General features: G+C 68.1%; 25 protein-coding genes. 13 read left to right on the top strand and 12 right to left on the bottom strand.

What is annotated here, in order from left to right; genetic code table 11:
• Positions 1-32: 32 nt before the first annotated feature.
• Complete coding sequence (locus ACQPYM_RS07970) at positions 33-2165, top strand: heavy metal translocating P-type ATPase (protein WP_433017184.1); 2133 nt, start codon at positions 33-35, stop codon at positions 2163-2165.
• Between the two features lie 189 nt (positions 2166-2354).
• Here the strand turns inward: ACQPYM_RS07970 and ACQPYM_RS07965 are convergent, their stop codons facing one another.
• Complete coding sequence (locus ACQPYM_RS07965; RefSeq protein WP_433017181.1) at positions 2355-3167, bottom strand: endonuclease/exonuclease/phosphatase family protein; 813 nt, start codon at positions 3165-3167, stop codon at positions 2355-2357.
• A 31-nt stretch (positions 3168-3198) separates the two neighbouring features.
• Positions 3199-4089, bottom strand: coding sequence for an arginase family protein (locus tag ACQPYM_RS07960; RefSeq protein WP_433017178.1), 891 nt, complete (start codon positions 4087-4089; stop codon positions 3199-3201).
• An 88-nt stretch (positions 4090-4177) separates the two neighbouring features.
• On the opposite strand from ACQPYM_RS07960, the gene ACQPYM_RS07955 reads away from it, so the two are divergent.
• The 4 genes from ACQPYM_RS07955 (at position 4178) to ACQPYM_RS07940 (ending at position 7527) form a co-directional block, all read left to right on the top strand.
• Complete coding sequence (locus tag ACQPYM_RS07955; RefSeq protein ID WP_433017175.1) at positions 4178-4786, top strand: CGNR zinc finger domain-containing protein; 609 nt, start codon at positions 4178-4180, stop codon at positions 4784-4786.
• A 133-nt stretch (positions 4787-4919) separates the two neighbouring features.
• The gene (locus ACQPYM_RS07950; protein WP_433017172.1) at positions 4920-5606 is read left to right on the top strand and encodes a response regulator transcription factor; all 687 of its coding nucleotides are present in this window, start codon (positions 4920-4922) and stop codon (positions 5604-5606) included.
• Positions 5603-6940, top strand: a complete 1338-nt coding sequence (locus ACQPYM_RS07945) for a sensor histidine kinase (protein WP_433017169.1) — start codon at positions 5603-5605, stop codon at positions 6938-6940. The genes ACQPYM_RS07950 and ACQPYM_RS07945 overlap by 4 nt, the downstream gene beginning before the upstream one ends.
• A gap of 113 nt (positions 6941-7053) precedes the next feature.
• Positions 7054-7527, top strand: a complete 474-nt coding sequence (locus ACQPYM_RS07940) for an SgcJ/EcaC family oxidoreductase (protein ID WP_433017166.1) — start codon at positions 7054-7056, stop codon at positions 7525-7527.
• Here ACQPYM_RS07940 and ACQPYM_RS07935 read toward each other — a convergent pair.
• Complete coding sequence (locus ACQPYM_RS07935) at positions 7524-8531, bottom strand: TerC/Alx family metal homeostasis membrane protein (RefSeq protein WP_433017163.1); 1008 nt, start codon at positions 8529-8531, stop codon at positions 7524-7526. The two genes, ACQPYM_RS07940 and ACQPYM_RS07935, sit on opposite strands and share 4 nt — an antisense overlap.
• A 12-nt stretch (positions 8532-8543) precedes the next feature.
• The gene (locus ACQPYM_RS07930) at positions 8544-9464 is read right to left on the bottom strand and encodes a DMT family transporter (protein ID WP_433017160.1); all 921 of its coding nucleotides are present in this window, start codon (positions 9462-9464) and stop codon (positions 8544-8546) included.
• A 76-nt stretch (positions 9465-9540) separates the two neighbouring features.
• Between ACQPYM_RS07930 and ACQPYM_RS07925 the strand changes: the two genes are divergently transcribed.
• On the top strand, positions 9541-10437 hold the full coding sequence (locus tag ACQPYM_RS07925) for a LysR family transcriptional regulator (RefSeq protein ID WP_433017157.1): 897 nt from the start codon (positions 9541-9543) through the stop codon (positions 10435-10437).
• On the opposite strand, the gene ACQPYM_RS07920 is transcribed toward ACQPYM_RS07925, so the two are convergent.
• Complete coding sequence (locus ACQPYM_RS07920; RefSeq protein WP_433017154.1) at positions 10434-11180, bottom strand: SDR family oxidoreductase; 747 nt, start codon at positions 11178-11180, stop codon at positions 10434-10436. The genes ACQPYM_RS07925 and ACQPYM_RS07920 overlap by 4 nt on opposite strands.
• Before the next feature lie 88 nt (positions 11181-11268).
• On the opposite strand from ACQPYM_RS07920, the gene ACQPYM_RS07915 reads away from it, so the two are divergent.
• The gene (locus ACQPYM_RS07915) at positions 11269-12078 is read left to right on the top strand and encodes a helix-turn-helix transcriptional regulator (protein ID WP_433017151.1); all 810 of its coding nucleotides are present in this window, start codon (positions 11269-11271) and stop codon (positions 12076-12078) included.
• Here the strand turns inward: ACQPYM_RS07915 and ACQPYM_RS07910 are convergent.
• Positions 12075-12662 (bottom strand): TetR/AcrR family transcriptional regulator, encoded by a 588-nt coding sequence (locus ACQPYM_RS07910; RefSeq protein WP_433017148.1) that lies wholly within the window; start codon positions 12660-12662, stop codon positions 12075-12077. The genes ACQPYM_RS07915 and ACQPYM_RS07910 overlap by 4 nt on opposite strands.
• 91 nt (positions 12663-12753) lie before the next feature.
• Between ACQPYM_RS07910 and ACQPYM_RS07905 the strand changes: the two genes are divergently transcribed.
• A complete protein-coding gene (locus ACQPYM_RS07905) occupies positions 12754-13176 on the top strand; it encodes a VOC family protein (protein ID WP_433017145.1) in 423 nt (140 codons plus the stop codon).
• A 105-nt stretch (positions 13177-13281) separates the two neighbouring features.
• Positions 13282-14499, top strand: a complete 1218-nt coding sequence (locus ACQPYM_RS07900; RefSeq protein ID WP_433017142.1) for a heavy-metal-associated domain-containing protein — start codon at positions 13282-13284, stop codon at positions 14497-14499.
• Here ACQPYM_RS07900 and ACQPYM_RS07895 read toward each other — a convergent pair.
• Both ACQPYM_RS07895 and ACQPYM_RS07890 read right to left on the bottom strand, forming a co-directional pair.
• Complete coding sequence (locus tag ACQPYM_RS07895; RefSeq protein ID WP_433017139.1) at positions 14475-14906, bottom strand: Fur family transcriptional regulator; 432 nt, start codon at positions 14904-14906, stop codon at positions 14475-14477. The genes ACQPYM_RS07900 and ACQPYM_RS07895 overlap by 25 nt on opposite strands.
• A gap of 66 nt (positions 14907-14972) precedes the next feature.
• Positions 14973-15560, bottom strand: a complete 588-nt coding sequence (locus ACQPYM_RS07890) for a hypothetical protein (RefSeq protein ID WP_433017136.1) — start codon at positions 15558-15560, stop codon at positions 14973-14975.
• Positions 15561-15738: 178 nt separating this feature from the next.
• On the opposite strand from ACQPYM_RS07890, the gene ACQPYM_RS07885 reads away from it, so the two are divergent.
• Positions 15739-16053, top strand: coding sequence for a response regulator transcription factor (locus ACQPYM_RS07885; RefSeq protein WP_433017133.1), 315 nt, complete (start codon positions 15739-15741; stop codon positions 16051-16053).
• On the opposite strand, the gene ACQPYM_RS07880 is transcribed toward ACQPYM_RS07885, so the two are convergent.
• Entirely contained in the window at positions 16054-16563 is a 510-nt protein-coding gene (locus tag ACQPYM_RS07880) for a CGNR zinc finger domain-containing protein (protein WP_433017130.1), read from the bottom strand.
• A 77-nt stretch (positions 16564-16640) separates the two neighbouring features.
• On the opposite strand from ACQPYM_RS07880, the gene ACQPYM_RS07875 reads away from it, so the two are divergent.
• Complete coding sequence (locus tag ACQPYM_RS07875; protein ID WP_433017127.1) at positions 16641-18068, top strand: MFS transporter; 1428 nt, start codon at positions 16641-16643, stop codon at positions 18066-18068.
• Here ACQPYM_RS07875 and ACQPYM_RS07870 read toward each other — a convergent pair.
• Entirely contained in the window at positions 18051-18350 is a 300-nt protein-coding gene (locus ACQPYM_RS07870) for an ArsR/SmtB family transcription factor (protein WP_433017124.1), read from the bottom strand. The two genes, ACQPYM_RS07875 and ACQPYM_RS07870, sit on opposite strands and share 18 nt — an antisense overlap.
• A 77-nt stretch (positions 18351-18427) precedes the next feature.
• Here ACQPYM_RS07870 and ACQPYM_RS07865 point away from each other — a divergent pair, with 77 nt between their 5' ends.
• Complete coding sequence (locus ACQPYM_RS07865; RefSeq protein ID WP_433017121.1) at positions 18428-19498, top strand: flavin-containing monooxygenase; 1071 nt, start codon at positions 18428-18430, stop codon at positions 19496-19498.
• Positions 19396-20562 carry an ArsO family NAD(P)H-dependent flavin-containing monooxygenase gene (locus tag ACQPYM_RS07860; RefSeq protein ID WP_433023203.1) on the top strand — a complete coding sequence of 389 codons (1167 nt, stop codon included), beginning with the start codon at positions 19396-19398 and terminating at the stop codon, positions 20560-20562. The genes ACQPYM_RS07865 and ACQPYM_RS07860 overlap by 103 nt, the downstream gene beginning before the upstream one ends.
• A 13-nt stretch (positions 20563-20575) precedes the next feature.
• Here the strand turns inward: ACQPYM_RS07860 and ACQPYM_RS07855 are convergent, their stop codons facing one another.
• Complete coding sequence (locus tag ACQPYM_RS07855) at positions 20576-20977, bottom strand: arsenate reductase ArsC (RefSeq protein WP_433017118.1); 402 nt, start codon at positions 20975-20977, stop codon at positions 20576-20578.
• Entirely contained in the window at positions 20974-21705 is a 732-nt protein-coding gene (locus ACQPYM_RS07850; RefSeq protein ID WP_433017115.1) for an MIP/aquaporin family protein, read from the bottom strand. Before ACQPYM_RS07850 ends, ACQPYM_RS07855 begins: the two co-directional genes overlap by 4 nt.
• Between the last annotated feature and the right edge of the window lie 4 nt (positions 21706-21709).

Raw genomic sequence — 21709 nt, 5'->3', positions numbered from 1 at the left:
CCCGGCACACCGGACGCTCGAGAGGACACATCATGGTCAAGGCACCCCACCAGGGCCACGATCACCACCACCCTGACAACAGCCCAGCGACCGCTTCAGAAGTTGCCGAAGCCGGCCCCGAGACCCACAGCAGGCACGGGGCGCACGGCGGGCATGACGCGCACGGTGGGCACGACAAGCACGCGGGGCACGACCCGGAGATGTTCCGGCGGAAGTTCTGGCTGAGTCTGCTGCTGACGCTGCCGATCGTTGTCACCAGCCACATGGTGATGGACTGGTTCGGCTACTCGCTGGACTTCCGCGGCATCGACTGGGTCGGTCCCGTGCTCGGCACCTTCGTCTTCTTCTACGGCGGCTGGCCGTTCCTGGTCGGCGGCGTCCGCGAGGCCCGCGACCGGGCCCCGGGCATGATGCTGCTGATCTCGATGGCGATCACCGTCGCGTACGTCGCGTCGCTCGCCACCAGCCTCGGCGCCTTCGACCTGGACTTCTGGTGGGAACTGGCAGCCCTGGTCACGATCATGCTGCTGGGCCACTGGCAGGAGATGAAGGCGATCGGCCAGGCCCAGGGCGCGCTCGCCGCATTGGCGGCACTGCTCCCCGATGACGCCGACCGAGTCACCGACGACGGCGTCGAGACGGTATCGATCGCCGACCTGCGCATCGGCGACGTAGTACTGGTCAGGTCCGGTTCACGCGTGCCGGCCGACGGCGAGATCGTCGACGGCGCCGCCGAACTGGACGAGTCGATGATCACCGGCGAGTCCCGCCCGGTCAGCCGGACCGTGGGCGACCGCGTGGTCGCCGGAACCGTGGCGACCGACTCCGCGATCCGCGTCCGGGTCAACGCGATCGGCGAGGACACCGCCCTGGCAGGAATCCAGCGGCTGGTCAGCGAGGCGCAGCAGTCGAGCGGCCGAGCCCAGGTGCTGGCCGACCGGTTCGCCGCGATGCTGTTCTACATCGCGACCGCGGCCGCACTGGTCACTTTCCTTGCCTGGTGGGTCTTCGGGACCCTCAACGAGTCCGTCGTACGGACCGTCACGGTCCTGGTGATCGCCTGCCCCCACGCCCTCGGGCTGGCGATTCCGCTGGTGATCGCGCTGTCCACGGCGGTCGCCGCGAAGGCCGGGATCCTGGTCAAGGACCGGCTGGCGCTGGAGCGGATGCGGACCGTCCAGGCCGTGCTGTTCGACAAGACCGGCACGCTGACCAAGGGCGAGCACGTCGTCACCGGCATCGTCGGCGACGGGATCGACGACCAGGAGGTACTGCGGATCGCCGGTGCCGTCGAGGCTGACAGCGAGCACCCGTTGGCCCGCGCCATCGTCACGGCGGCCGACCAGCGGGGCGGGCGGGCCAAGGCCGCTGACTTCAAGTCGCTGACCGGCCGTGGCGTCCAGGCCACTGTCGAGGGCGTGAACTACGCCATCGGCGGGCCCGCGCTGCTGCGGGAACTGGACGCGACCGTACCGAGCCTGCTGCGTGACCGGGCCGAGGAGTGGTCGAACCGGGGCGCCGCGGTGCTCTATCTCCTGCGCGTCGACGACTCGACCTCGGTCGCGACCGGGGCGATCGCACTGGAGGACGAAGTACGGCCCGAGGCGCGGGAGGCGGTCGAGCAGTTGCGGGCCGCCGGCGTGGCCAAGATCGTCATGATCACCGGAGACGCCGAGCCCGTCGCTCGGGCGGTGGCAGCCGACCTCGGCTTCCGCGACGGCGTCGACGAGGTGTTCGCCGAGGTCCTGCCGGCCGACAAGGACAAGGCGGTCAGCGAGTTGCAGGCGCGAGGCCTGACCGTGGCGATGGTCGGCGACGGCGTGAACGACGCACCCGCGCTGGCCCGGGCCGACGTCGGCATCGCGATCGGCGCGGGGACGGATGTCGCCATCGAGTCGGCCGGGGTCGTGCTCGCGTCCTCCGACCCGCGCGGTGTCACCGGCGTGATCCGGCTGTCCAAGGCGTCGTACCGCAAGATGATCCAGAACCTCGCCTGGGCGGCCGGCTACAACGTCGTCGCGATCCCGCTCGCGGCGGGCGCGCTGGCCTGGGCCGGGATCACCCTCAGCCCGGCGCTCGGCGCCGTCCTGATGTCGGCCTCGACCATCGTCGTCGCCGCCAACGCCCAACTCCTGCGCCGCGTCCACCTGACCCCGGAACGCTGACCAACCATCCACACGAACCGCCGCGACCTGCTTCCCAGGCCGCGGCGGTTCGTTTCGCGAAAGCCTTGTTCTACTGCGGTTTGAGGCCACCGAAGGTCAGGTCGAGGATGGTGTCCACCTGCTCCTCGGTGACGGGACCTGTGTGCAGCAGTAACCGGTAGTACAGCGGCGCGTAGAGCAACTCCACCCTCAGGCATCGTCCGGGCGAGTGGCGGGACTCAGTTCGGCTAGCAGTCCGTAGTGGTCGCTGACTGTGGTGGCGGGTTGGTCGAAGATGCGATGGCAATCGGAGATCGCCAGGGTCGGGCCGCCGTGGGGGCCGCAGCGGACGAGGATGTAGTCGATGCGGCGGTAGGGCCAGTCCCAGTCGGCGCTGTGCGGATTGCCGGGGACGAAGGTGTCGCCGTTCTCCCCCGGATGGACGCTGCTCCAGGCATCGCGATAGCAGACGCTGAGATCGTCGATGACGTGCTTGCCGGTCCAGAACCGCATGCTGTCGGCGTCCGGCTCCGCGTCGAAGTCACCCGCGACCAGCACGTGGCCGGGATCCTCAGCGAGCAGATCGTCGAGGACGCGAGCGGTGGCGGCTGCTTGCAAACGTCGTTCGTGCTCGTGGTCCAGCTGCCAGTCGGGGAAGTGGTTGGCCAACCAGATCCGGCCGATCGGCTCCGGCGCCAGGATCTCCGTGACCAGGGCCGTGCAGGCGAAATCCGTGGCCCGGGTGGTGAGGTGAAGATCGATCTCCTCGACCCGACCAACCGGCCACCGACTCGCCGTCGTCACCCCCTGCCCATCCGCCTCCCGCGCCACCTGATGAATCACCTGGTACGCCGGATCAAGAAACTCCTGCACCTGGTCGTACTCCGCGGTCGCGACGGTTTCCTGCAAGGTGATGAGGTCTGGCCCGAGCTCGGCGAACTCCCGCCGGAGTACTTCCCGCCGAGCCGGCCAGTCACCGCGAGTCCTCCACACATTGAGCGTGGCGATCTTGAGGTTGGTCATGCCGACCGTTACCCATCTCTGGCCCGAGCACTCAGTTGAGGTGACTGAGGCTGGTGGCGAGGCGGGTTGCCAGGCGGGTCAGGTCGCGGTCGGTGCCGTGGTCGGGGTTGACCTCGGTCAGGACGAGACCGGCGGCCGGGCCGCTCAGGAACTCGTCCAGGCAGTCCATCATCAGGTCGAACGGGAGGCCGGTGTGGTTGTCGATGTGGACCGGGAGGTCGGCGAGCGGGAGGTCGAAGAAGTCCACCACGTCGATGTCGAAGTGGATCAGGTACGAGCCGCCTGACGACGCGAACAGGTCGCGAGCCTCCCGAGCGGTGCGCACGCCATCGCGGCGTACGTCGGCTGACGTGAACCGGCGCAGGGCGGACGTTCGCTTGGTCTCGTCGAGTCCCACGTTGACGCCGAAACCGACCACGTCCTCAACCTCCAGTAGCGGGCGGCGCGGTCCGATGCCGGCGAGCGGCTCGTAGCTGCCGGGCTCGCCCAGCGTGTGCCCCAGCCCCATCGAGTCGAGGACGCCGCTCGCCGTGCGGTCCGGCGTTCCGAGATCGAGACCGCCGTCGAAGTACACCAAGCCCGGGTCGGACCCCGCCCTCAGCAGGCCGGAGACCACGCCGACCGTGATCGAGCAGTCTCCCCCGATCACCAGCGGGAACCGGCCGGCGGCCACGGCCGCGGCGACCCGTTGAGCCGTCTGTTCGGCGATCGACACCACCGCAGACGCGTTCGACAAGCCGTCGGTCTCCCGCACGGGTTGCCATCGCGTGACAGGCTGCTCGCCCTGGTCGACCACGTCCAGCCCGTGATCGGCGAACACCTTCAGCAAGCCGGTACGCCGCAGCGCGGCCGGCGCCTTCTCCTGCCCGGGTGAGTGCGCGCCCGCACTGGAGGGGACATCCAGCAGTTCGATGGTGACCATGATGATCAACTCGCTTCCAGTCAAACAGGTTTTGATGGAATAGCTGTACCCTGGCAGCATTCCTTCAAACAACAGTTAGGTGGAAACGATGGCGAATCCCACGCCGGGCCGCCCGCGGTTCTACGCCGGTGTCGCCTGCCTGGATTTCGCCAACACGGTGGAGCCTCGCGTCACCCAGCCGGAGTTCGACTTCCTGCCCGACTTCGCCGCGCTGATCCACTGGTCGGACGAGGCGAAGCTGCTCACCCCCGTCCAGCGCCGCCGGCTCAGCCGCCAGGCAGAGGAGAACCCAGCCGCGGCCCACCGCGCGTACGACGCCGCGATCACGTTCCGTGAGTCCCTGTACCGGCTCTTCGCCGCAGTAGCAGCGGCCAAATCGCCTCGAGGCCTAGACCTCCAGGCCCTTCAACACGTCTATGTGGACGCGCAGCAGCATGCGACCGCCACCCTGGTCGACGGCCGGCTCGAGTGGACGTGGCGCGAGCCGTCCCTCGCCTACCCCGCCTGGCGGATCGCCGGCGACGCCATCGAACTACTCCGCTCCGACCGGCTCCAGCGCGTCAAGAGATGCCAACCGACCTGCGGCTGGCTGTTCCTCGACACCACCAAGAACAACAGCCGCCGCTGGTGCAGCATGCGCGAGTGCGGCTTCGAGGCCAAGGTCCAGCGCCAACGCGAGTCCACCCGAGTCAAGTGATCCTCTAGGTCGAGCAATCTGCTGAGAGCCTGGCCGAATCTTGTCCCAACGTTGACCGGCTCTTGTCGCAGAGCGGGCTGGTCCGCGCGACCGGCAGCCGTACGATGGCCATCTCTGCCAGGAAAGGGATCGGATGCGTGTACTGCTGGTCGAGGACGACCCGTCGATCGCCGGCGCGCTGTGCGAAGGTCTCCCCCGGTACGGATTCGCCGTCGACCACGTGACCACCGGCGCCGAGGCCCTGGCGGGTTTCGGCGCCGCCGAGCTCGTCCTGCTCGATCTCGGCCTGCCCGATGCCGACGGCATCGACATCTGCCGCCGGATCCGGGCGGTCAGCGAGGTGCCGTTGATCATCATCACCGCGCGCTCCGACGAGATCGAGCGGGTGGTCGGACTCGAGCTGGGCGCCGACGACTACGTCTCCAAACCCTTCGGCCTGCGCGAACTGGTAGCCCGGATGCGCGCCGTCACCCGCCGTACGGCGCCTCGAAGCGCCGGCGAACCCGAACCACCACCTGCCGTGGCGACCCAGCAGCTCGGATCCCTTCGACTCGACCGAGCAGCCCGGCGAGCCTTCGTGGCCGACGCCGAAATTTCCCTTACTCCCAAGGAATTCGACCTCCTCAGCCTGCTCGCGGCGACCCCCGGCGTCGTCCACACCCGCGAGCAACTGATCGAGGAGGTGTGGGACAGCAACTGGTTCGGCTCGACCCGCACCCTCGACGTCCATGTCGGTGCCCTGCGCAAGAAACTCGCCGACGCGGTCGAGGTGAACACCGTCCGCGGGGTGGGCTTCCGGCTCGATCCGGTCGCCCGGTGAAACTCCGGCTGGTCGCCAGCTATGTCCTGCTGGTGGCGGTCGCGCTGGCCCTGTTCACCATTCCGGTCGCGCTGAGCTCGTCGTCCATCCTCCGCTCGACCCTGGAGCAGACCGCCCAACGGGAAGCCCAGCTGTTCGCTCCCCTGGTACTACGAGACGACGCGGCCGCGGCCCAGGCGGTCGACGACCGGACTCGCGACTTCGAGAGCGCAACCGGTTCGCGCGTCGAACTCGTCGAACCGGCGGACCAACCCGCTGATGCCCAGGTACGGCAAGCTCTCGATGGTGGTGACCCGAAACCCGTCTGGGGTCGCCATCCGTTGCTCCAGGCCGACGCGGTCAGTGTGGTTCTTCCGGTCAAGGACCAGGGCCGCACGGTCGCGGTCGTCCAGATCGTCTCGCCGGCCGCCGACGTCAACGCCCAGATCGCGCAGATCTGGCGGTTCCGGTTGCTCGTCGGTGGTGCCGTCCTCCTCGTCGCGTCGGCCGTCGCGGTCGTCATCGCCAGCACGCTGGCCCGCCCGTTGCGCCACCTGGATGCGGTCGCCCGCCGGATCGGCGACGGCGACTACTCGGTCCGCGCATCGACCAAGGGCCCGCCCGAGATCGCGACCCTCGCGCGCACCCTCAACGACAGCGCCCGGCAGACCAACGCCCTGCTCACCTCCCAGCGATCCTTCGTCGCAGACGCCTCCCACCAACTCCGTACTCCGCTCGCGGCCATGCGACTCACCCTCGACAACGTCCGCGACACCACGCACGACCCGGCCCTCAGCGGCCGGATCGCCACCATCGATGCCGAGATCCACCGGATGAGCCGCATGGTGGAAGGGCTCCTGGCGCTGGCCAGGGCCGAGTCGACCTCGGCACCCGCCCAGCCGATCGACCTGGCAGCGATCATCGACCTCCGGGTCTCCACCTGGTCGGCTGCCCTCCAGGACACCGGGGTCGAGCTCGTGGTGGAGCTCGACCGCCCATGCTGGATCACCGCGACGCCGGGCGCACTGGAGCAGGTCCTCGACAACGTGCTCAGCAACGCGCTGGCTGTAGTACCGGCGTCGAGCCGGATCACCATCGTCGCTCGCCGGACCGGGTCGTCGGCGGAGTTGGTCATTGAGGATCAAGGGCCCGGTATGACCGCCGAGCAGCGCGCCCGCGCCTTCGACCGGTTCTGGCGTGCCGGGCCGCCCTGCACCGGTACGGGCCTTGGGCTGGCCATCGTCAAACAGCTCGTCGAACACGACGGCGGCCAGGCCGAACTCCGGCCGGCGCCGGGCGGCGGTCTCGCCGTCCACCTGACGCTTCGGGCCGCGACCTCACCTTCCAAGCGCTGACCGAACGCTGTCGCGATCCCGGCGTTCTCCTGACTTTCTGTTGCCATGCACAACAGCAGGATTGGTGGTGTCCCGGTAGCACTCGGCTACCGGCCGCCTGACCAGGAGCTCTCGTGAACCGAACCCGTACGACGGCCTTCGCCGCCACCACCGCCATCGCTCTCCTCGCCCTGACCGGCTGCGGCGGTGACGCCGGACCGACCAAGCAGGAGATCGCAGGTCTGTTCGACCAGTGGAACGCTGCCCTGGCGGGCGGCAACGCCGGCGTCGTCGCCGACCTGTACGCCGCCGACGGGATCCTGCTCCCGACCCTGAGCTCGGACATCCGGGCGAATCGGGAGCAGATCACGGCGTACTTCGAGACCGAGTTCCTGCCGAAGAAGCCGCAGGGCACCATCACCGAGTCTCACGTCCGGATCCTCGACGAGCGCAACGCGACGCACAGCGGGAACTACCGCTTCTCCCTCACCGACAAGGACGGCGGCAAGAGCGAGGTCGACGCCCGGTTCACCTACGTGTACGAGAAGATCGACGGCCGCTGGCTGATCGTCGAGCACCACTCGTCCGCTGCGCCCGGAAAGGACTAGCGGTCCTGCGGCCTGGACTCCGAGGTCGAGGCGCGCAGCGAGCCCGCGTGCGCCTTGGCCGAGGGGTCGCCCTTGGTCTTGATCAGGCTGGCCACCACGACGATCACCAGGATGCCCAGGATCACGCCGAGGCTGACCGGCGTGGGCACCTCCGGTACGCGGTCGTCGATGTCGACGTGCGCCCAGTGCAGGATGAGTTTGACGCCGATGAACGCCAGGATCACCGCCAAGCCGGCCGACAGGTACACGAGCCGGTCCAGCAGTCCCTTGACCAGGAAGAACAACGCGCGCAGCCCGAGCAGTGCGAACGCGTTCGCGGTGAACACGATGTAGGGCTCTTCGGTGACGCCGAACACGGCCGGAATCGAGTCCAGCGCGAACAGCAGGTCGACCCCACCGATGGCCACCAGGACCAGGAACAGCGGCGTGACGAGCTGCCGGCCCTCGACCTTGGCGAACAGCTTGCCCCCGACGTACTCGTCGCTGATCGGCAGCAGTTTGCGGGCGGTCTTCACCACCACGTTGTTCTCGACGTCCGGATCCTCGTTGCGATGCCGGAAGAGTTGCACGGCGGTGAACAGCAGCAACAGGCCGAACAACAAGAACATGAACGAGAACAGCGACAGCAGGGTGGCGCCGACCGCGATGAAGATCGCCCGCATCACCAGTGCCAGCACGATTCCGAAGGTCAGCACCTTGTGCTGGTGCTCCTCCGGGACCGCGAACGTGGTCATGATGATCACGAACACGAACAGGTTGTCGACCGACAGGCTCTTCTCGACGATGTAGCCGGCGAAGTACTCGGCCCCGAACGAACCGCCGTGCACACTGGCGAACCAGACCCCGAACCCGATCGCCACCAGCACGTAGAAAACCGACCAGGCGGTCGCCTCCCCGAACCCGACCTTATGCGGCCGCACCGCCGCGAGGACCAGATCCACCGCCAGCAACAAGACGACCAGCCCGATCGTCAGCGCCCACGTCAACCAGCCGATCTCGAGCACACTGCCTCCCACTCACCGGTTCCGAGCGGCCAGTCTGCTACCCCCGTTCAAATCACCCGCATCGACGCGCCGACCGTTGCTCCTGGCACCCAACTGCATCACGGCGACGGCACTGAGCACCAGGCCGCCGCCGACGAGCTGGATCCCGTTCAGGGACTCGCCGAACGCCGCGGCCGCGAGGGCGACGGTGACCACCGGCTCGAAGGTCGACAGGATCGATGCTGCCGAAGGCCCGACCCGCGCCATTCCGGCAAAAAAGGTCAGGATGGCGGCAACGGTGCTGACCATGGCGATCGCGAGCAGCCAGAGCCAGCCGCTGGGTTCGAAATCGAGCTGCGGACCGCCCTGTACTGCGGATGCCAGGGCGAAGGTGATGGCGGCGCCGGTGCAGACGAGTGCGGACAGCGCGATCGGCGGGGTGGTCCCGCCGACTCGGTCGCCGGCCAGGATGTAGATGCTGTAGGCAACTGCAGAGCCGAGACCCATGGCGGCTCCCAGCGGGTTCAGGCCGCCTGCCGCCGCACCGCCCAGCACCAGGGCGGTGCCGCTGGAGGCGATCAAGAGCGCCGCGATCCGGCGGGGTGACGCCTTTTCGCGGCCGAGCGCGATCGCGCCGAGCATCACCAGCGCCGGGTAGACGTAGAGGATCAGCGCGAGCAGCGAAGCGTCCATCCGTTCCAGCGCGCCGAAGAAGAGACCGGCCTGGGTGGCGTAGCCGATCCCGCCCATCGCCAGGCCGGCAACCACCGAGCGGCGCGACAACCCGCGGAAGGCTCCGGTGGCGCCGGCGATGGCCAGCAGCGCCGCGGCGGCGAACATGAAACGCAGCAGCAGGAGGTCTCCGAGACCGACGCCGGCGCCGTACGCGAGTTTGCCGAAGATCGCCATCGCACCGAAGCAGGCGGCTGACAGGAGGCAGAGGAGAGGTCCCACCCCGACGATGCTGCCATCGTCAACTGTTCACGTCTATCTCATGTTTGCGGACAGAACTGGGTAGCATTGGTGAACGATGCTCGACCTTCACCGCCTCCGGATCCTCCGCGAACTGAGTGCTCGCGGGACGGTTCACAGTGCCGCCCGGTCGCTCGGATACTCGCCGAGCGCTATCTCGCAGCAACTGGCGGTGCTCGAACGCGAGGCGGGCGCGAAACTGCTCGAGCGCACCGGCCGCAACGTCCGGCTCACCGATGCGGGCCTGGCCCTGGTTCGCCACGCGGCCGCCCTGCTCGACGGGATGGAGGCCGCCGAGGCGGAGGTCGCCGCGATCGCGGCCGGCCGCCCGAGCGGCGTCGTACGGGTGTCGGCTTTTCAGTCGGCCTTCCTGCGGATCGTCGCTCCCGCGGTCGCGGCGCTGGCCCAGAGCCATCCCGACATCCGGATCGAGGTCACCGAGGCGGAGGTCGAGGCGTCGATCCCGGCGCTGCGCCTGCGTCAGCTCGATGCGGTGGTCGGTGACGAGTACTCCGACCAGCCGCGGCCCGTCCACGCCGACCTCGCCCGCGAGCCCCTGGTCCGGGAGCAGGTGCGCCTGGTCCTGCCTGAAACCCATCCGCTGGCCCGCCACCGGCAAGTGCGAATGACGCAGCTAGCCGATGCGCGATGGGCCGCTTGCCAACCCGGTACCGGCCATCGGGACATGCAGATCCGCGCCTGCCGTGCGCTCGGCGGCTTCGAACCCGACCTGCGCTACGCCTCGGACGACTTCCTGATTCTCGTCGAGATGGTCCGGGCAGCCGGCGCCTGCGCGCTCCTCCCCGACCTCGTCCTCGGGTACGGCGTACCGGGCGTCGCCGTACGGACCTTGGCCGAAGGCACGATCGACCGCGAGGTCTTCCTCCTCACCCGCGCCGCCCGGACCCCCGCGGTCGAGGTTGTCGCCGCAGCCCTCCACGAAGCCGCTCCTTAGATCTCCTTCGACGGTTGGACGACGATGTGGGGGATGTTGACGTGCCGGGGGCGGCTCGCGATGTACGCGATCACGTCGGCAAGCTCCTCCGGCTGGACGGCCGACAGGCCGACCCGCAGTTCGTCGAGCATCGCCCGCAGGTCGGCCGGGAAGCCGTCGGCCAGCTCGGTCCCGCCGGTCATCCCCGGTTCGACATTCGTCACCCGGATCCCGTCGGGTGCGAGCTCGGCCCGGATGCTGCGCGACCAGTACGAAACGGCCGCCTTCGTGGCGCCGTACGTCGTCATCCCCGCCATGTACCGGTCGGCCGCGAGCGAGGAGATGTTGACCAGGTCGGTCGTTCGCTCGGCGGCGGATCGCTTCAACGCGGGCAGGAAGGCGTGGGTCACCTCCAACAGGCCTTTGAGGTTCACGTCCACCATGTGCTGCCACTCACTCACCGGCGCCTCGCCGAACGGCTGGATCTGCATCAGTCCGGCGTTGTTCACCAGCAGATCCACATCTCCGAGCTGCTCCTGGACCGTGACCGCGGCTCGCGCGACCGCTGCCTGGTCGGTGATGTCGGTCGGTACGGCGAGCGCGCGTCCGCCTGCTTCGACGACCTGGGCGGCGAGCTTCTCCAGCCGGTCGGCCCGCCGGGCGAGCAGAGCGACGGCGGCACCGTCGGCGGCGAGGCGAGTGGCGATGGCTGCGCCGATTCCGCTGGCGGCGCCGGTGACTACTGCGATTCGTGATTCAGTCATGGCTCCACCCTCGGGCGGACGCCGGGACCGGACCAGATCCGCTCCGACCCTAGGTCTGGCAGTACCACCCAGCCTGGATACTGGAACGGTGAGACCTGAGCTGGGTGAGTATCTGCAGAGCCGGCGCGCCCGGGTGAGCCCTGAGGAGGCCGGCCTGCCCAACGGCGCGGCCAGGCGGGTGCCAGGGCTGCGCCGCGAGGAAGTAGCGATGTTGGCCAATGTCAGCGTCGACTACTACATCCGGCTCGAGCAAGGTCGCGCCGGCAACCCGTCCGAGACGGTTCTCGGCGCGGTCGCGGACGCTCTCCGACTGACCGCGGCCGAGCGCGCCCACCTGTTCTCGCTCGCGGCACCGAGCCAGCGGACCAGCCCGCCACCGGCCGAGGTACGGCCTCAGCTCGCCGCGATGATCCAGGCACTGCGCGACGTACCGGCGATCGTGGTCGACCGGCTGACCAACGTCCTCGCCTGGAACGACGGCGCCGCCCTGATCCTCGCCGACTTCGCGGAACTCCCTGTCGAGCAGCGCAATCTCACCCGCATGCACTTCCTCGACCCGGCGATGCGTGACCTGCACGGGAACTGGGAGCAGGTGGCCCGGGACGCGGTGGCCCAACTCCGCCATGCTTCGGTCGGCTACGCGTCCGACCCCGAAATGGCCGCGCTGGTGTCCGAGCTCAGCAGCGCCAGTCCTGAGTTCGCCGCGTACTGGAACGCTCACGACGTCGCGACCCGGTCTCCGTGCGCCAAGGTCCTCAACCACCCGACGGCCGGGCGGCTCAGCTTCTCGCTGGAGTCCCTGGTGCTTCCCGCTGACGACGGCCAGTACGTGATGACCTACACCCCCACCGACGAGCCCACCAGAACCGCCCTCCTCGCCGCCGCCTCAGCGAGCTAGGTGCGAAGTGACTCGAGTAGTCGGGTCAGGACGGTGAGGGTCTGCTTCAGATCGCGGCGTGGATGGTCGGAGCCGGCCAGCCAGAGCGCGGCCTCGTTCATTGCCCCGGACAACAAATGCGCGAGCGGAACGACCGGCTGCTGAGGAATCTCACCCTCCTTGACCAACCGTGCCAGTACGTCGATCAGGTGCTGCATCGAGGTTGATGCGTCGAGCCGGCGCCAGGTCCCCCAGCCGAGGACCGACGGCGCGTCGATCAGCATGATCTGCTGACGGTGCGGCTCGGCGCTCGCGGTCAGGAAGGTCCGGCAACCGACGACCAGTTGCTGCCAGCTGTCCAGCCCTTCGGTCGCCTGCTCGATGCGCTCGGCGACCTCGGTGTGGATCTGCTCCAATACCGCCTGGAAGAGTGCGTCCTTGCCGTCGAAGTAGTGGTAAAGCGCACCCTTGGTGACGCCGGCCGCGTCGACGATCTCGGCCAGGCTGACCTGGCCGTAACCCTTGTCGGCAAAGAGTTCGCGGGCCGCGGCCACCAGCGCCGCCGTCGTCTCCACACGCTGTTGGGCCTTGGTCCTGGTCGGCATGGCGCCACTCTACCGCATTGACATACCAGTGGTATGGATCTAATTTTGCGGAACATACCGCCGGTATGTATCCCCCGCACTGAGGAGAGCCATGAAGGTATCCAGCTTCTACCCCGTGATCTGCACCGATGCCGAGCTGGTCGCGGCGACCCGCGACTTCTACGTTCAGCACTTCGGCTTCACCGTGACGTTCGACTCGGGGTGGTACGTCAGCCTGCGCCTGGACGGCGACCCCGACTACGAGTTGGCCATCCTTGACGCGTCCCACTCGACGATCCCGGCGGCCGGACGGCGTACGGTCAGCGGTTTGCTGCTGAACTTCGAGGTCGACGACGTCGACGCCGTCCACCACGACCTCGTCGAGGTCGCCGGCCTGGAGCCTGCCCTGACCTTGCGCAGCGAGGACTTCGGCCAGCGGCACTTCATCGTGACCGATCCGGCCGGCGTCCTGATCGACGTGATCACCGAGATCGAGCCGTCCCCCGAGTTCGCCGCCAACTTCACCGAGGCGTAGCCGTCCTGGATCGCTTCAGCGGTTGGACACGCCGGGTGACCGAGCAGAGGCCGGCGGGGGTGTTCGACACTCAAGGTGACCGAGACGGCCACCGGGAGGGCGTCGATGCCTACTGATCCTCCGCCTGCTTCCTACGACCGGGCCGCGGCGGCCCGGATCCTCTTCGAGCTGGCCGCGGGCGAGCCGTTCCGGTCGGCCGCGTGGGACGAACCGACTCCCCGCACGATCGAGTACCGCGAAGAGGTACTGCGTCCGGCGCGCGGAAGTCACCTCACCGCCGGGCAACTGTCATACGTCCTGCGCTATCTCCAACCGTGTCCGACCTACCTGGTCACCTCGGCCGGCTCGCGCATCACCTGGCGCGACAGCGACGGCATCGTCAACGTCGGCCACACCGGACCGCTCGGCGCGGCCGTTCCGGTCGTCGCACGAGAAGCGACGCTGATGCTGTGGAAGCTGCTGGCCTCCAACCAGACACTCGCCCGGCGCTCGGCCGAACTGAGACGCGAGGAGCGTGCGGTCCTCGCCGCCACGACGACCGATCGGGTGCCGCTCGACATCTTCCGCACCGGCATCGACGCAGCGGCGAAAGCCCTTGTCCAGCACGCTTTTCTCGCCAGACAGACATCCTGTACGACGCCGGCCGAGTTCGCCCGCGCGCTCCTCGACGGCGGCATCTTCAAGACAGTCGCCGGCACGTGGTACTGGAGCCTGCAGGCGACCACCTATCGGCGCGGGATCATCCCGGCGTCCTTGGTCACGTACGCCGGTCAGGTGCGCTACTCGGTCGACACCACCATCAACCTTCGAGCCTTGAAGGACGCCCAGCTCGAGGCCGCCAGGGAACTCGCCGACCGGGCCCGGTCGGCGAACGTGGAACTCGGGACGCTCCTAGATGACGGCCACGGCACGACGCCATCCAGCGCCGCGCAGTACGCACATCTGGAACCCGGTGATCGGCCGCGCTGTCCCGCGCAGGTGACTCATGCGAGCAACGGGCACCGGTCCAGCGTTCTTGACCAGGTGGCGCATGCCTTCGTCGAGACCTTCACCCACCTCATCGAGGTCATCGAGGTGGTACCGACCGCGGCCGCCGCCAAGGCCGCGGTCGGTGCGGTTGGCGAGGTGTTCGAAGTACCGGACATGACGTGTGACCACTGCACGAAGACCATCACGCGAGCGCTCGGTGAGCTCGGCGTCGACCCGCCCGAGTTCGACCTCGTCACCAAGCGGGTGATCGCTTCGTTCCCGTCCGCCGACGTCCGGGAGCGCAGTTTCGAGGCGATTCGCGAGCGCGGCTACACCGTCGTACCGGTCACCTGACGCTGACAGTCCGGGCAGAGGCCGACGAGCTCGACGGTGTGCGCGACCTCGGCGAATCCTGACTCGTCGGCCAGGCGCGCGGCCCAGCGCTCGACGACGTCGGCGTTCACCGTGCGACTGAGGCCGCAGCTCCGGCAGACGAGGTAGTGGCAGTGCCCCGCCGCCGGACGCCGCCGGTAGAACCGCTTGCCCACCTCGTCGCGAATGACGTCCACGCGACCCGCTCGCTCCAGCTCCCGCAGCGCCCGGTACACCGTCGTCAAGCCAACAGAGGTGCCGGCCGTTTCCAGCAACTCGTGCAATTCGCCGACCGAGACGAGGTCCCGGCAGCCGGAGAGAGTGTCCAGAATCGCGGCCCGCTGACGCGTCCGGCGCAAGCCGATACTCGCGGCCGACAGCTCCTCCATACGCACCAACTGTACATGACAATCATTTCCAACAACCGTACTGCGCGACTGCGCTGCGCGCCGCGGTCAGGCGAGGCGGCTACTTGCTGTGGCGGGCGTCCGGAGTACCTGTACTCCGATTACGCACCACGTCGCGCACATGACCACCAAGGCGATGTCGTGCCACGGGTCGGCCGGGATTGCGATGGCTGCGAAGGCAGCGATCCCGGCAACTGCCAGTAGCTGCCACCCGCCCGGGGCGGGTGAGTGCCGACGCAGCGCCAGACCCCACGTGAGCTGGCCGATCACCAGCGACAGCATGCCCAGTGCGAAGAGCAGGAACGACAACTCCAGCGGTGCCCCACGGATGACGCCAGTGATCAGCGCGACCAGGCCGAACGCCGTCAGGAGCCCGGCTCCGGCCATCGACAGGAAAGCTCCGGCGCGGGCCGGCTTCGTACGGCGTACTGATTCTCGGCGCAGGCCGCGCACGGCCAGGGTCAGCAGCGCGAACCCGAGCGTGCTCATGGTCAGCAGCAGCACGAAGGCCGGCATGTTGGTGATGGTTCCGTCGTCACGCTGAGGGTTCAGCAGCCACTCACCTTGGATGCCCGCCACCATCAAGACTCCAGCCGCGACCGCTGCCCGGCCGGTGGACTCAACAGTCGTCAACATCATGAAGCCCCTTTCACTTCCGGCGTCCGTCGCCTCTCCTCCGAAGCTAGGAAAGGCGGGCACCGGCGGTCGTCGCCCGCACTGCGGTTTCGCGGTCACCCGTACGGCGGACGGGAAGGCTCGACGACTCCACCTCTTTGTGGATGTACGGCGACAGCGGAGTCGCTACCGTCGAGATATGCCACGTGCTCGCTTGCTGGTACTCGCCGACCTCGGGGTCGTGCTCGTACTGGCGCTGTCCGCGCTCGGCCAGGTGTGGACCTCCCCGGCGACCGAGCTGGAAGGCGGCCGGGGCGCAGCTGAGCTGACACCGCGGGAGACCGAAGTACTGGCGCTGCTTGCCGAGGGGCTCTCGAACACGGAGATCGCCGACCGTCTGGTCGTCGGCGACGCCACTATCAAGACTCACGTCGGCCGCGTCCTGATGAAACTGGGCGTCCGGGACCGCGTCCAGGCAGTCGTGCTCGCCTACCGCTCCGGGTTGGTCAGCTGATCAGGTGGCGTGGCGGCGGCGGTAGGTTGCGGTTCGGGTCCGGTTCTGGCAGGTGACGGAGCAGAAGCGGCGGTGGGCTCGGGGCGAGATGTCGATGTAGACGTCGGCGCAGTTGCTAGCCGAGCACAGGCCTACCCGGGCCGAGTCGTGGTCGGCGAGCTGTTTGCGCAGGGTGAGCCCGGCAGCTGCCAGTACTGCGAAGCCTGGGTCCTCGACCACCCAGGTCGCCGCGAGGCCTCCAGCGGCGAGCCTGATCGTGGGTCGGACACCGGTCTGTTCGAGAAGACCGGAGAGCGTCCGGACCCTTTTGGCGGGGTCGCCGTTCGCGAACACCGAAAAGATCGCGTCAGCGGTTCGCTCCAACGTCTGCGTATCCGCCTTGACCCAGCTGGGCAGCAGCGCCTCGGTCAGCGCCGGGAAGCCATCCCGCTCGCCGGTCGCGCGCGGGACTGTCCCCCAGCCGTTGACGAGCGCGACGACCGTGGCGATCTCCAGTGGGTCAATGAACACAGCTTCAGTGTAACGCCATAAAGGTGTGCATGGCGTTGCAGACACCTGCACCATCCCGTAACGTCATAACAGAGTTCATGGCGTTACGAGTGCAGGATGGTGAGTTGATGCGGGCAGGTATGCGGGAATGGACAGGGCTGGCGGTGCTCGCCTTGCCCTGTGCGGTGGTTTCGATGGACGCGACGGTGCTGAACCTCGCGATCCCGAAGATCAGCGCCGCGCTTCAGCCGAGCGGTCCTCAACAGCTGTGGATCGCCGACAGCTACTCGTTCGTGCTCGCCGGCCTGCTGATGACGATGGGCATGGTCGGCGACCGCATAGGGCGCCGTCGGCTACTGCTGGCAGGTGCCACCGTCTTCACGGCAGCCTCGGTTCTCGCCGCTTTCGCGACCGGTCCCGGCCAGCTCATCGCTGCCCGCGTGCTCCTCGGACTTGCCGGCGCAACGCTGATGCCGTCCACGCTCTCGCTGATCCGCACGATGTTCGTGGATGCCGCGCGACGGCGTTTCGCCCTGGCAGTCTGGACGGCGAGCTTCGCTCTCGGAGGATTGGCCGGCCCGCTGATCGGAGGCCTACTGCTGGCTCACTACTGGTGGGGCTCGGTGTTTCTGGTCGCCGTACCGATCATGCTGATGCTGCTGGCGCTCGGACCGTTCGTGCTTCCGGAGTTCCGCGGCCGGACCGCTCCGCGCATCGACGTTCTCAGCTCGGTGCTCTCGTTCGGCGCCGTTCTGAGCTTCGTGTACGGCATGAAGAACCTGGCCGCCACCGGCCCGCAGCCGATGCACTTCGGCGCGGCAGCAGCGGGCGTAGTACTGGCTGGATGCTTCCTCCTGCGTCAGCGGCAGCTGGCTCAGCCGGCCATCGAGCCCGCACTTCTCCGCACGATCTCCTTCAGCCTGCCCCTCGCAGTCTTGGCGTTGAGCTTCTTCGTCCTCTACGGCACGCAGTTCATCACCGCCCAGTACTTGCAGGTCGCCCTTGGCTTGTCCGCGCTGCAGGCGGGTCTGGCTTCGCTTCCTGGAACGATTGCCTACCTGATCGGATCGCTCTTGGTGCCCCGCATCACCGGACGACTGGGCACTGCCCGCGGCCTTTCCGGCAGCCTGCTCATCAGCGCGGCAGGCTACGGCCTGCTGACGCTGGTGGCGTGGGGAGGACTGTGGATAGTAGTCGCCGGTTTCGTTGTTTTCTCTATCGGTTTGGCCGGGGTCTATGTCCTGGCAACAGACCTCACAGTCTCCACAGCGCCTCCAGAACGAGCTGGGGCGACATCGGCCCTCCTGGAGACCAGCGCCAACCTAGGAGGCGCACTCGGCATCGCGAGCCTCGGCAGCGTCGTCCTTGCCGTGAGCAACCACACCGACACCACCTCCACCCTCACCCACGGCTATCAACTGGCCGAACTGGTAGCCACCGCGGCCATCCTCATCGCAGCCACCACAACCATCGTCCTCCTCCGCCCGCGATCAGCGCAGAAGGTGCCGTCAGCAACAGTTCTGTAGATAGCTCTGAAGGTCTGCGAGCGCTGCGGCGCTGCCCTCGCGGTCGGCTCGGTACAGGACTGTTTTGCCTTCGCGGCGGGAGGTGACGATGCGGCCACGCCGGAGGAGGTCGAGTTGCTGGGAGGCGGTGGATTGGCCGATGCCGGCCTGCTCGGCGACCTCGTTGACCGACAGCTCCGCGCCGCGCGAGAACAACAGCATGATGCGTTGCCGCGTCGGACTGGCGAGAGCCTTGAGAAAGTCGTGCGTGGACGCGGAAAGCTCCACCGGCTCGGCTGCCATCCCACTCCCTTCGAGTGACCCCAGCCTAGCTCATATCGTTACTTCGTCATATCGCAATATGACGATACATTGTGGTCATGACTTCTTCTCCCCTGGTGATCATCGGCGCCGGCCAGTCCGGGCTGGCCGCTGCGAAGGCCGCCGAGTTGGCCGGTCTTCGGGCCCTGGTGCTCGAGTCCGGCGACCGGCCGGCCGGTTCCTGGCCGTCGTACTACGACTCGCTGACGCTCTTCTCCCCCGCCCGCTACAGCAGCTTTCCCGGTACGCCGTTCCCCGGCGACCCGGATCGGTATCCAACCCGCGACGAAGTGGTGGCCTACCTGGAGAGCTACGCCGCGACGCTGGACACCGAGATCCGGCTGGGCACCCGAGTGACAGCAGTAGAGCAAGCCGCCCAAGGCTTCATAGTGCGCACTGAAAGTGGAGACACGATCCACGCAGCCGCGGTTATCGCGGCAACCGGTTCGTTCGGCAGGCCTTACGTACCGGCGATTCACGGCCGGGAACGATTCGGCGGAGAGGTCCGGCACGTGGCGGAGTACCGGGATCCGAAACCGTACGCCGGGAAGCGGGTTGTCGTCGTCGGAGCCGGCAACTCCGCGGTTCAGATCGCGTACGAGCTGGCCGAACTCGCGCACGTCACCCTCGCGGTCCGTAGGCCGGTGCAGTTCGTACCGCAGCTCCGCGGCGGGCGCGACACGCACTATTGGCTGCACACACTGCGACTGGACCTACTGCCACCGTCAGTGCTCTCGCGGCTGATCAAAGGCACCCAGGTCCTCGACACCGGCAGCTACCGCGCGGCTCTGGACTCGGGTGACATCTCTCAGCGACCGATGTTCACGGCGTACGACGAGGCTGGCGTCAGCTGGGAAGGCGGCGAACGTGAGCCGGTCGACGCGGTGTTGTTCGCCACCGGCTACCGCCCGCACCTGCCCTACCTGGAACCCCTCGGAGCTCTCGATCCGAATGGTCTGCCGCTGCACCAACGCGGCATCTCACTGACCCACCGCGGCCTGGCGTATCTCGGCGTAGAGTTCCAGCGATCGTTCTCGTCAAACACCTTGCGCGGCATCCATCGCGATGCCCACTATGTCGTCAAAAGGCTGACCCCCTGCGTCAGCGATCTCATGGGCGGAGCAAACTGAGCAGCCAGGCACCCGGCGCGGTACGCGCGGTCGTCATCGGGGGCGGCCAAGCAGCACTGGCGACCGGTTTCTACCTCCGCCGCGCCGGCCTCACCCCTGGCCAGGACTTCGTCATCCTCGATTCCTCGGACCGATCAGGTGGCGCTTGGGCCAAGATGTGGCCGACGCTCCGGACCTTCTCGCCGACGCAGCACTCGTCGTTGCCCGGCTGGATGATGCCGCCCTGGACCGGCGACGACGGGTACCCGCTCGCGGCTCACGTCGTCGACTACCTCGCGCAGTACGAGGAGCGGTACGAACTCGCCGTACGCCGTCCGGTGCGGGTCTCGTCGGTCCAGTACGGCGATCGCGGCCGTCTCGTCGTCTCCACGGATCACGGCGACTGGCTTGCCGACAACGTCATCTCCGCCACCGGCACCTGGTCCAGGCCGTTCATCCCGAAGTACCCCGGCCATTTCGCCGGGCGGCAACTGCACACCGCGCAGTACCGGCGGGCGTCCGGCTTCGCAGGTCAGCGGGTGATGATCGTGGGCGGCGGCAACTCGGCGGCGCAGATTCTCGCCGAGGTGTCCGAGGTCGCCGAGACGATCTGGGTGACGCCGCGTCCGCCACGCTTCCTTCCCGACGAGGTCGACGGTCGCGCGCTCTTCGAGATCGCCACAGCTCGCCGGCGCGCTCGCGATGCCGGCAAAGCCGACACAGGTGGGGTCGGCGGACTTGGCGACATCGTCATGGTCGACAGCGTCCGCAAGGCCCGCGACCGCGATGTCCTGCACTCACGCGGACCGCTGGACCAACTCACCGAACACGGCGCCCGCCTGTACGACGGAAGCCGGGTCGACCTCGACACCATCATCTGGTGCACCGGCTTCAGACCGGCGCTGCAACACCTGGCACCGCTTGGCCTTCGCGGACCTGATGGGCTCATCCCCACCGAAGGAACCCAAGCACGCAAGGAACCGCGACTCCACCTGGTCGGCTACGGCGACTGGACCGGCCCCGCCTCGGCGACCCTCATCGGCGTCGGCCAGACCGTGCGCGCTCTCGCCGCCGCGATCAGGTGAACGCCGTACGGCGTCAGGCTGCCCGAAGCTCGCCGACGAGTTTTTCGACCCGGGCGCGGATCTCGTCGCGGACCTGGCGGACGACCTCGATGGGCTGGCCCGCGGGGTCGGTGAGTTCCCAGTCCTCGTAGCGTTTGCCGGGGAAGACCGGGCAGGCGTCACCGCAGCCCATGGTGACGATGACGTCGCTGGTCCGGGCGGTGTCGTACTCGAGCAGTTGCGGGACGGCGCCGGTGATGTCGATGCCGACCTCGCGCATCGCCTCGACCGCGATCGGGTTGATCTGGTCGCGCGGCGCGGACCCGGCCGATCGGACCTCGACCGTGTCCCCGGCCAGCTGCCGGAGCCAGCCGGCGGCCATCTGCGAACGGCCGGCGTTGTGGACGCACACGAACAGGACGACAGGCTTGCTCATTTGGTTGCTCCAGAGGTCTCGGACTGTGGGGTGACGACATCGCCGGCGGCTTGCCCGGCGTCGGGGTACAGGACGGTGAGCAGGCCGACGCCCACGATGGCACCGATGAGTTGCGCGACGATGAACCCCGGCAGAGATCCGGGCGCGATCCCGGCGAAGGTGTCACTGAACGCGCGGCCGATACTCACCGCGGGGTTGGCGAACGAGGTCGACGAGGTGAACCAGTACGCCGACCCGATATAGGCGCCGACGGCAACAGGTGCGAGCGCGGCACGACCGGACCGGGCCAGCGCGAAGATCAGTACGACGAGGCCGGCGGTGGCAACCACCTCTCCCAGCCACAGGTGACCGGCACTGCGATCCTTGGTCGACCACGAGACGGCAGGCTCGGCGTACATGAGATTGGCGAGCACCGCTCCGGCCACCGCACCGATGATCTGCGCGGGGATGTAGGCCCCGAGGTCGCGCAGCGTCAGCCCCGTACCGGTTCGTTGCCCCAGCCACCAATCCACGACCGAGACCACCGGGTTGAAGTGCGCACCGGACACCGGCCCGAACATCAGGATCAGTACCGCGAGCCCGAGCGCCGTCGCAAACGCGTTCTCCAGCAACTGCAACCCGACATCCCCCGGCGACAACGCCGCGGCCGCGATCCCCGACCCCACCACGACCGCCACCAACAGCGCAGTACCGACGCCCTCGGCAACAACCCGCCTCCACAACGGCACCACG

Source organism: Kribbella sp. CA-294648, from assembly GCF_050943845.1.
Taxonomy (GTDB): domain Bacteria; phylum Actinomycetota; class Actinomycetes; order Propionibacteriales; family Kribbellaceae; genus Kribbella.
This window is presented reverse-complemented; position numbering and strand designations above follow the sequence as displayed.

Excerpts from the sequence above, each read along its gene's own strand:
- ACQPYM_RS07865 (WP_433017121.1), top strand. The coding sequence starts at position 18,428 with ATGACTTCTTCTCCCCTGGTGATCATCGGCGCCGGCCAGTCCGGGCTG.
- ACQPYM_RS07870 (WP_433017124.1), bottom strand. The coding sequence starts at position 18,350 with ATGGCAGCCGAGCCGGTGGAGCTTTCCGCGTCCACGCACGACTTTCTC.
- ACQPYM_RS07965 (WP_433017181.1), bottom strand. The coding sequence starts at position 3,167 with ATGACCAACCTCAAGATCGCCACGCTCAATGTGTGGAGGACTCGCGGT.
- ACQPYM_RS07855 (WP_433017118.1), bottom strand. The coding sequence starts at position 20,977 with ATGAGCAAGCCTGTCGTCCTGTTCGTGTGCGTCCACAACGCCGGCCGT.
- ACQPYM_RS07950 (WP_433017172.1), top strand. The coding sequence starts at position 4,920 with ATGCGTGTACTGCTGGTCGAGGACGACCCGTCGATCGCCGGCGCGCTG.
- ACQPYM_RS07910 (WP_433017148.1), bottom strand. The coding sequence starts at position 12,662 with ATGCCGACCAGGACCAAGGCCCAACAGCGTGTGGAGACGACGGCGGCG.
- ACQPYM_RS07925 (WP_433017157.1), top strand. The coding sequence starts at position 9,541 with ATGCTCGACCTTCACCGCCTCCGGATCCTCCGCGAACTGAGTGCTCGC.
- ACQPYM_RS07895 (WP_433017139.1), bottom strand. The coding sequence starts at position 14,906 with ATGGAGGAGCTGTCGGCCGCGAGTATCGGCTTGCGCCGGACGCGTCAG.
- ACQPYM_RS07885 (WP_433017133.1), top strand. The coding sequence starts at position 15,739 with ATGCCACGTGCTCGCTTGCTGGTACTCGCCGACCTCGGGGTCGTGCTC.
- ACQPYM_RS07960 (WP_433017178.1), bottom strand. The coding sequence starts at position 4,089 with ATGGTCACCATCGAACTGCTGGATGTCCCCTCCAGTGCGGGCGCGCAC.
- ACQPYM_RS07905 (WP_433017145.1), top strand. The coding sequence starts at position 12,754 with ATGAAGGTATCCAGCTTCTACCCCGTGATCTGCACCGATGCCGAGCTG.
- ACQPYM_RS07955 (WP_433017175.1), top strand. The coding sequence starts at position 4,178 with ATGGCGAATCCCACGCCGGGCCGCCCGCGGTTCTACGCCGGTGTCGCC.
- ACQPYM_RS07890 (WP_433017136.1), bottom strand. The coding sequence starts at position 15,560 with ATGTTGACGACTGTTGAGTCCACCGGCCGGGCAGCGGTCGCGGCTGGA.
- ACQPYM_RS07920 (WP_433017154.1), bottom strand. The coding sequence starts at position 11,180 with ATGACTGAATCACGAATCGCAGTAGTCACCGGCGCCGCCAGCGGAATC.
- ACQPYM_RS07875 (WP_433017127.1), top strand. The coding sequence starts at position 16,641 with ATGGCGTTACGAGTGCAGGATGGTGAGTTGATGCGGGCAGGTATGCGG.
- ACQPYM_RS07970 (WP_433017184.1), top strand. The coding sequence starts at position 33 with ATGGTCAAGGCACCCCACCAGGGCCACGATCACCACCACCCTGACAAC.
- ACQPYM_RS07900 (WP_433017142.1), top strand. The coding sequence starts at position 13,282 with ATGCCTACTGATCCTCCGCCTGCTTCCTACGACCGGGCCGCGGCGGCC.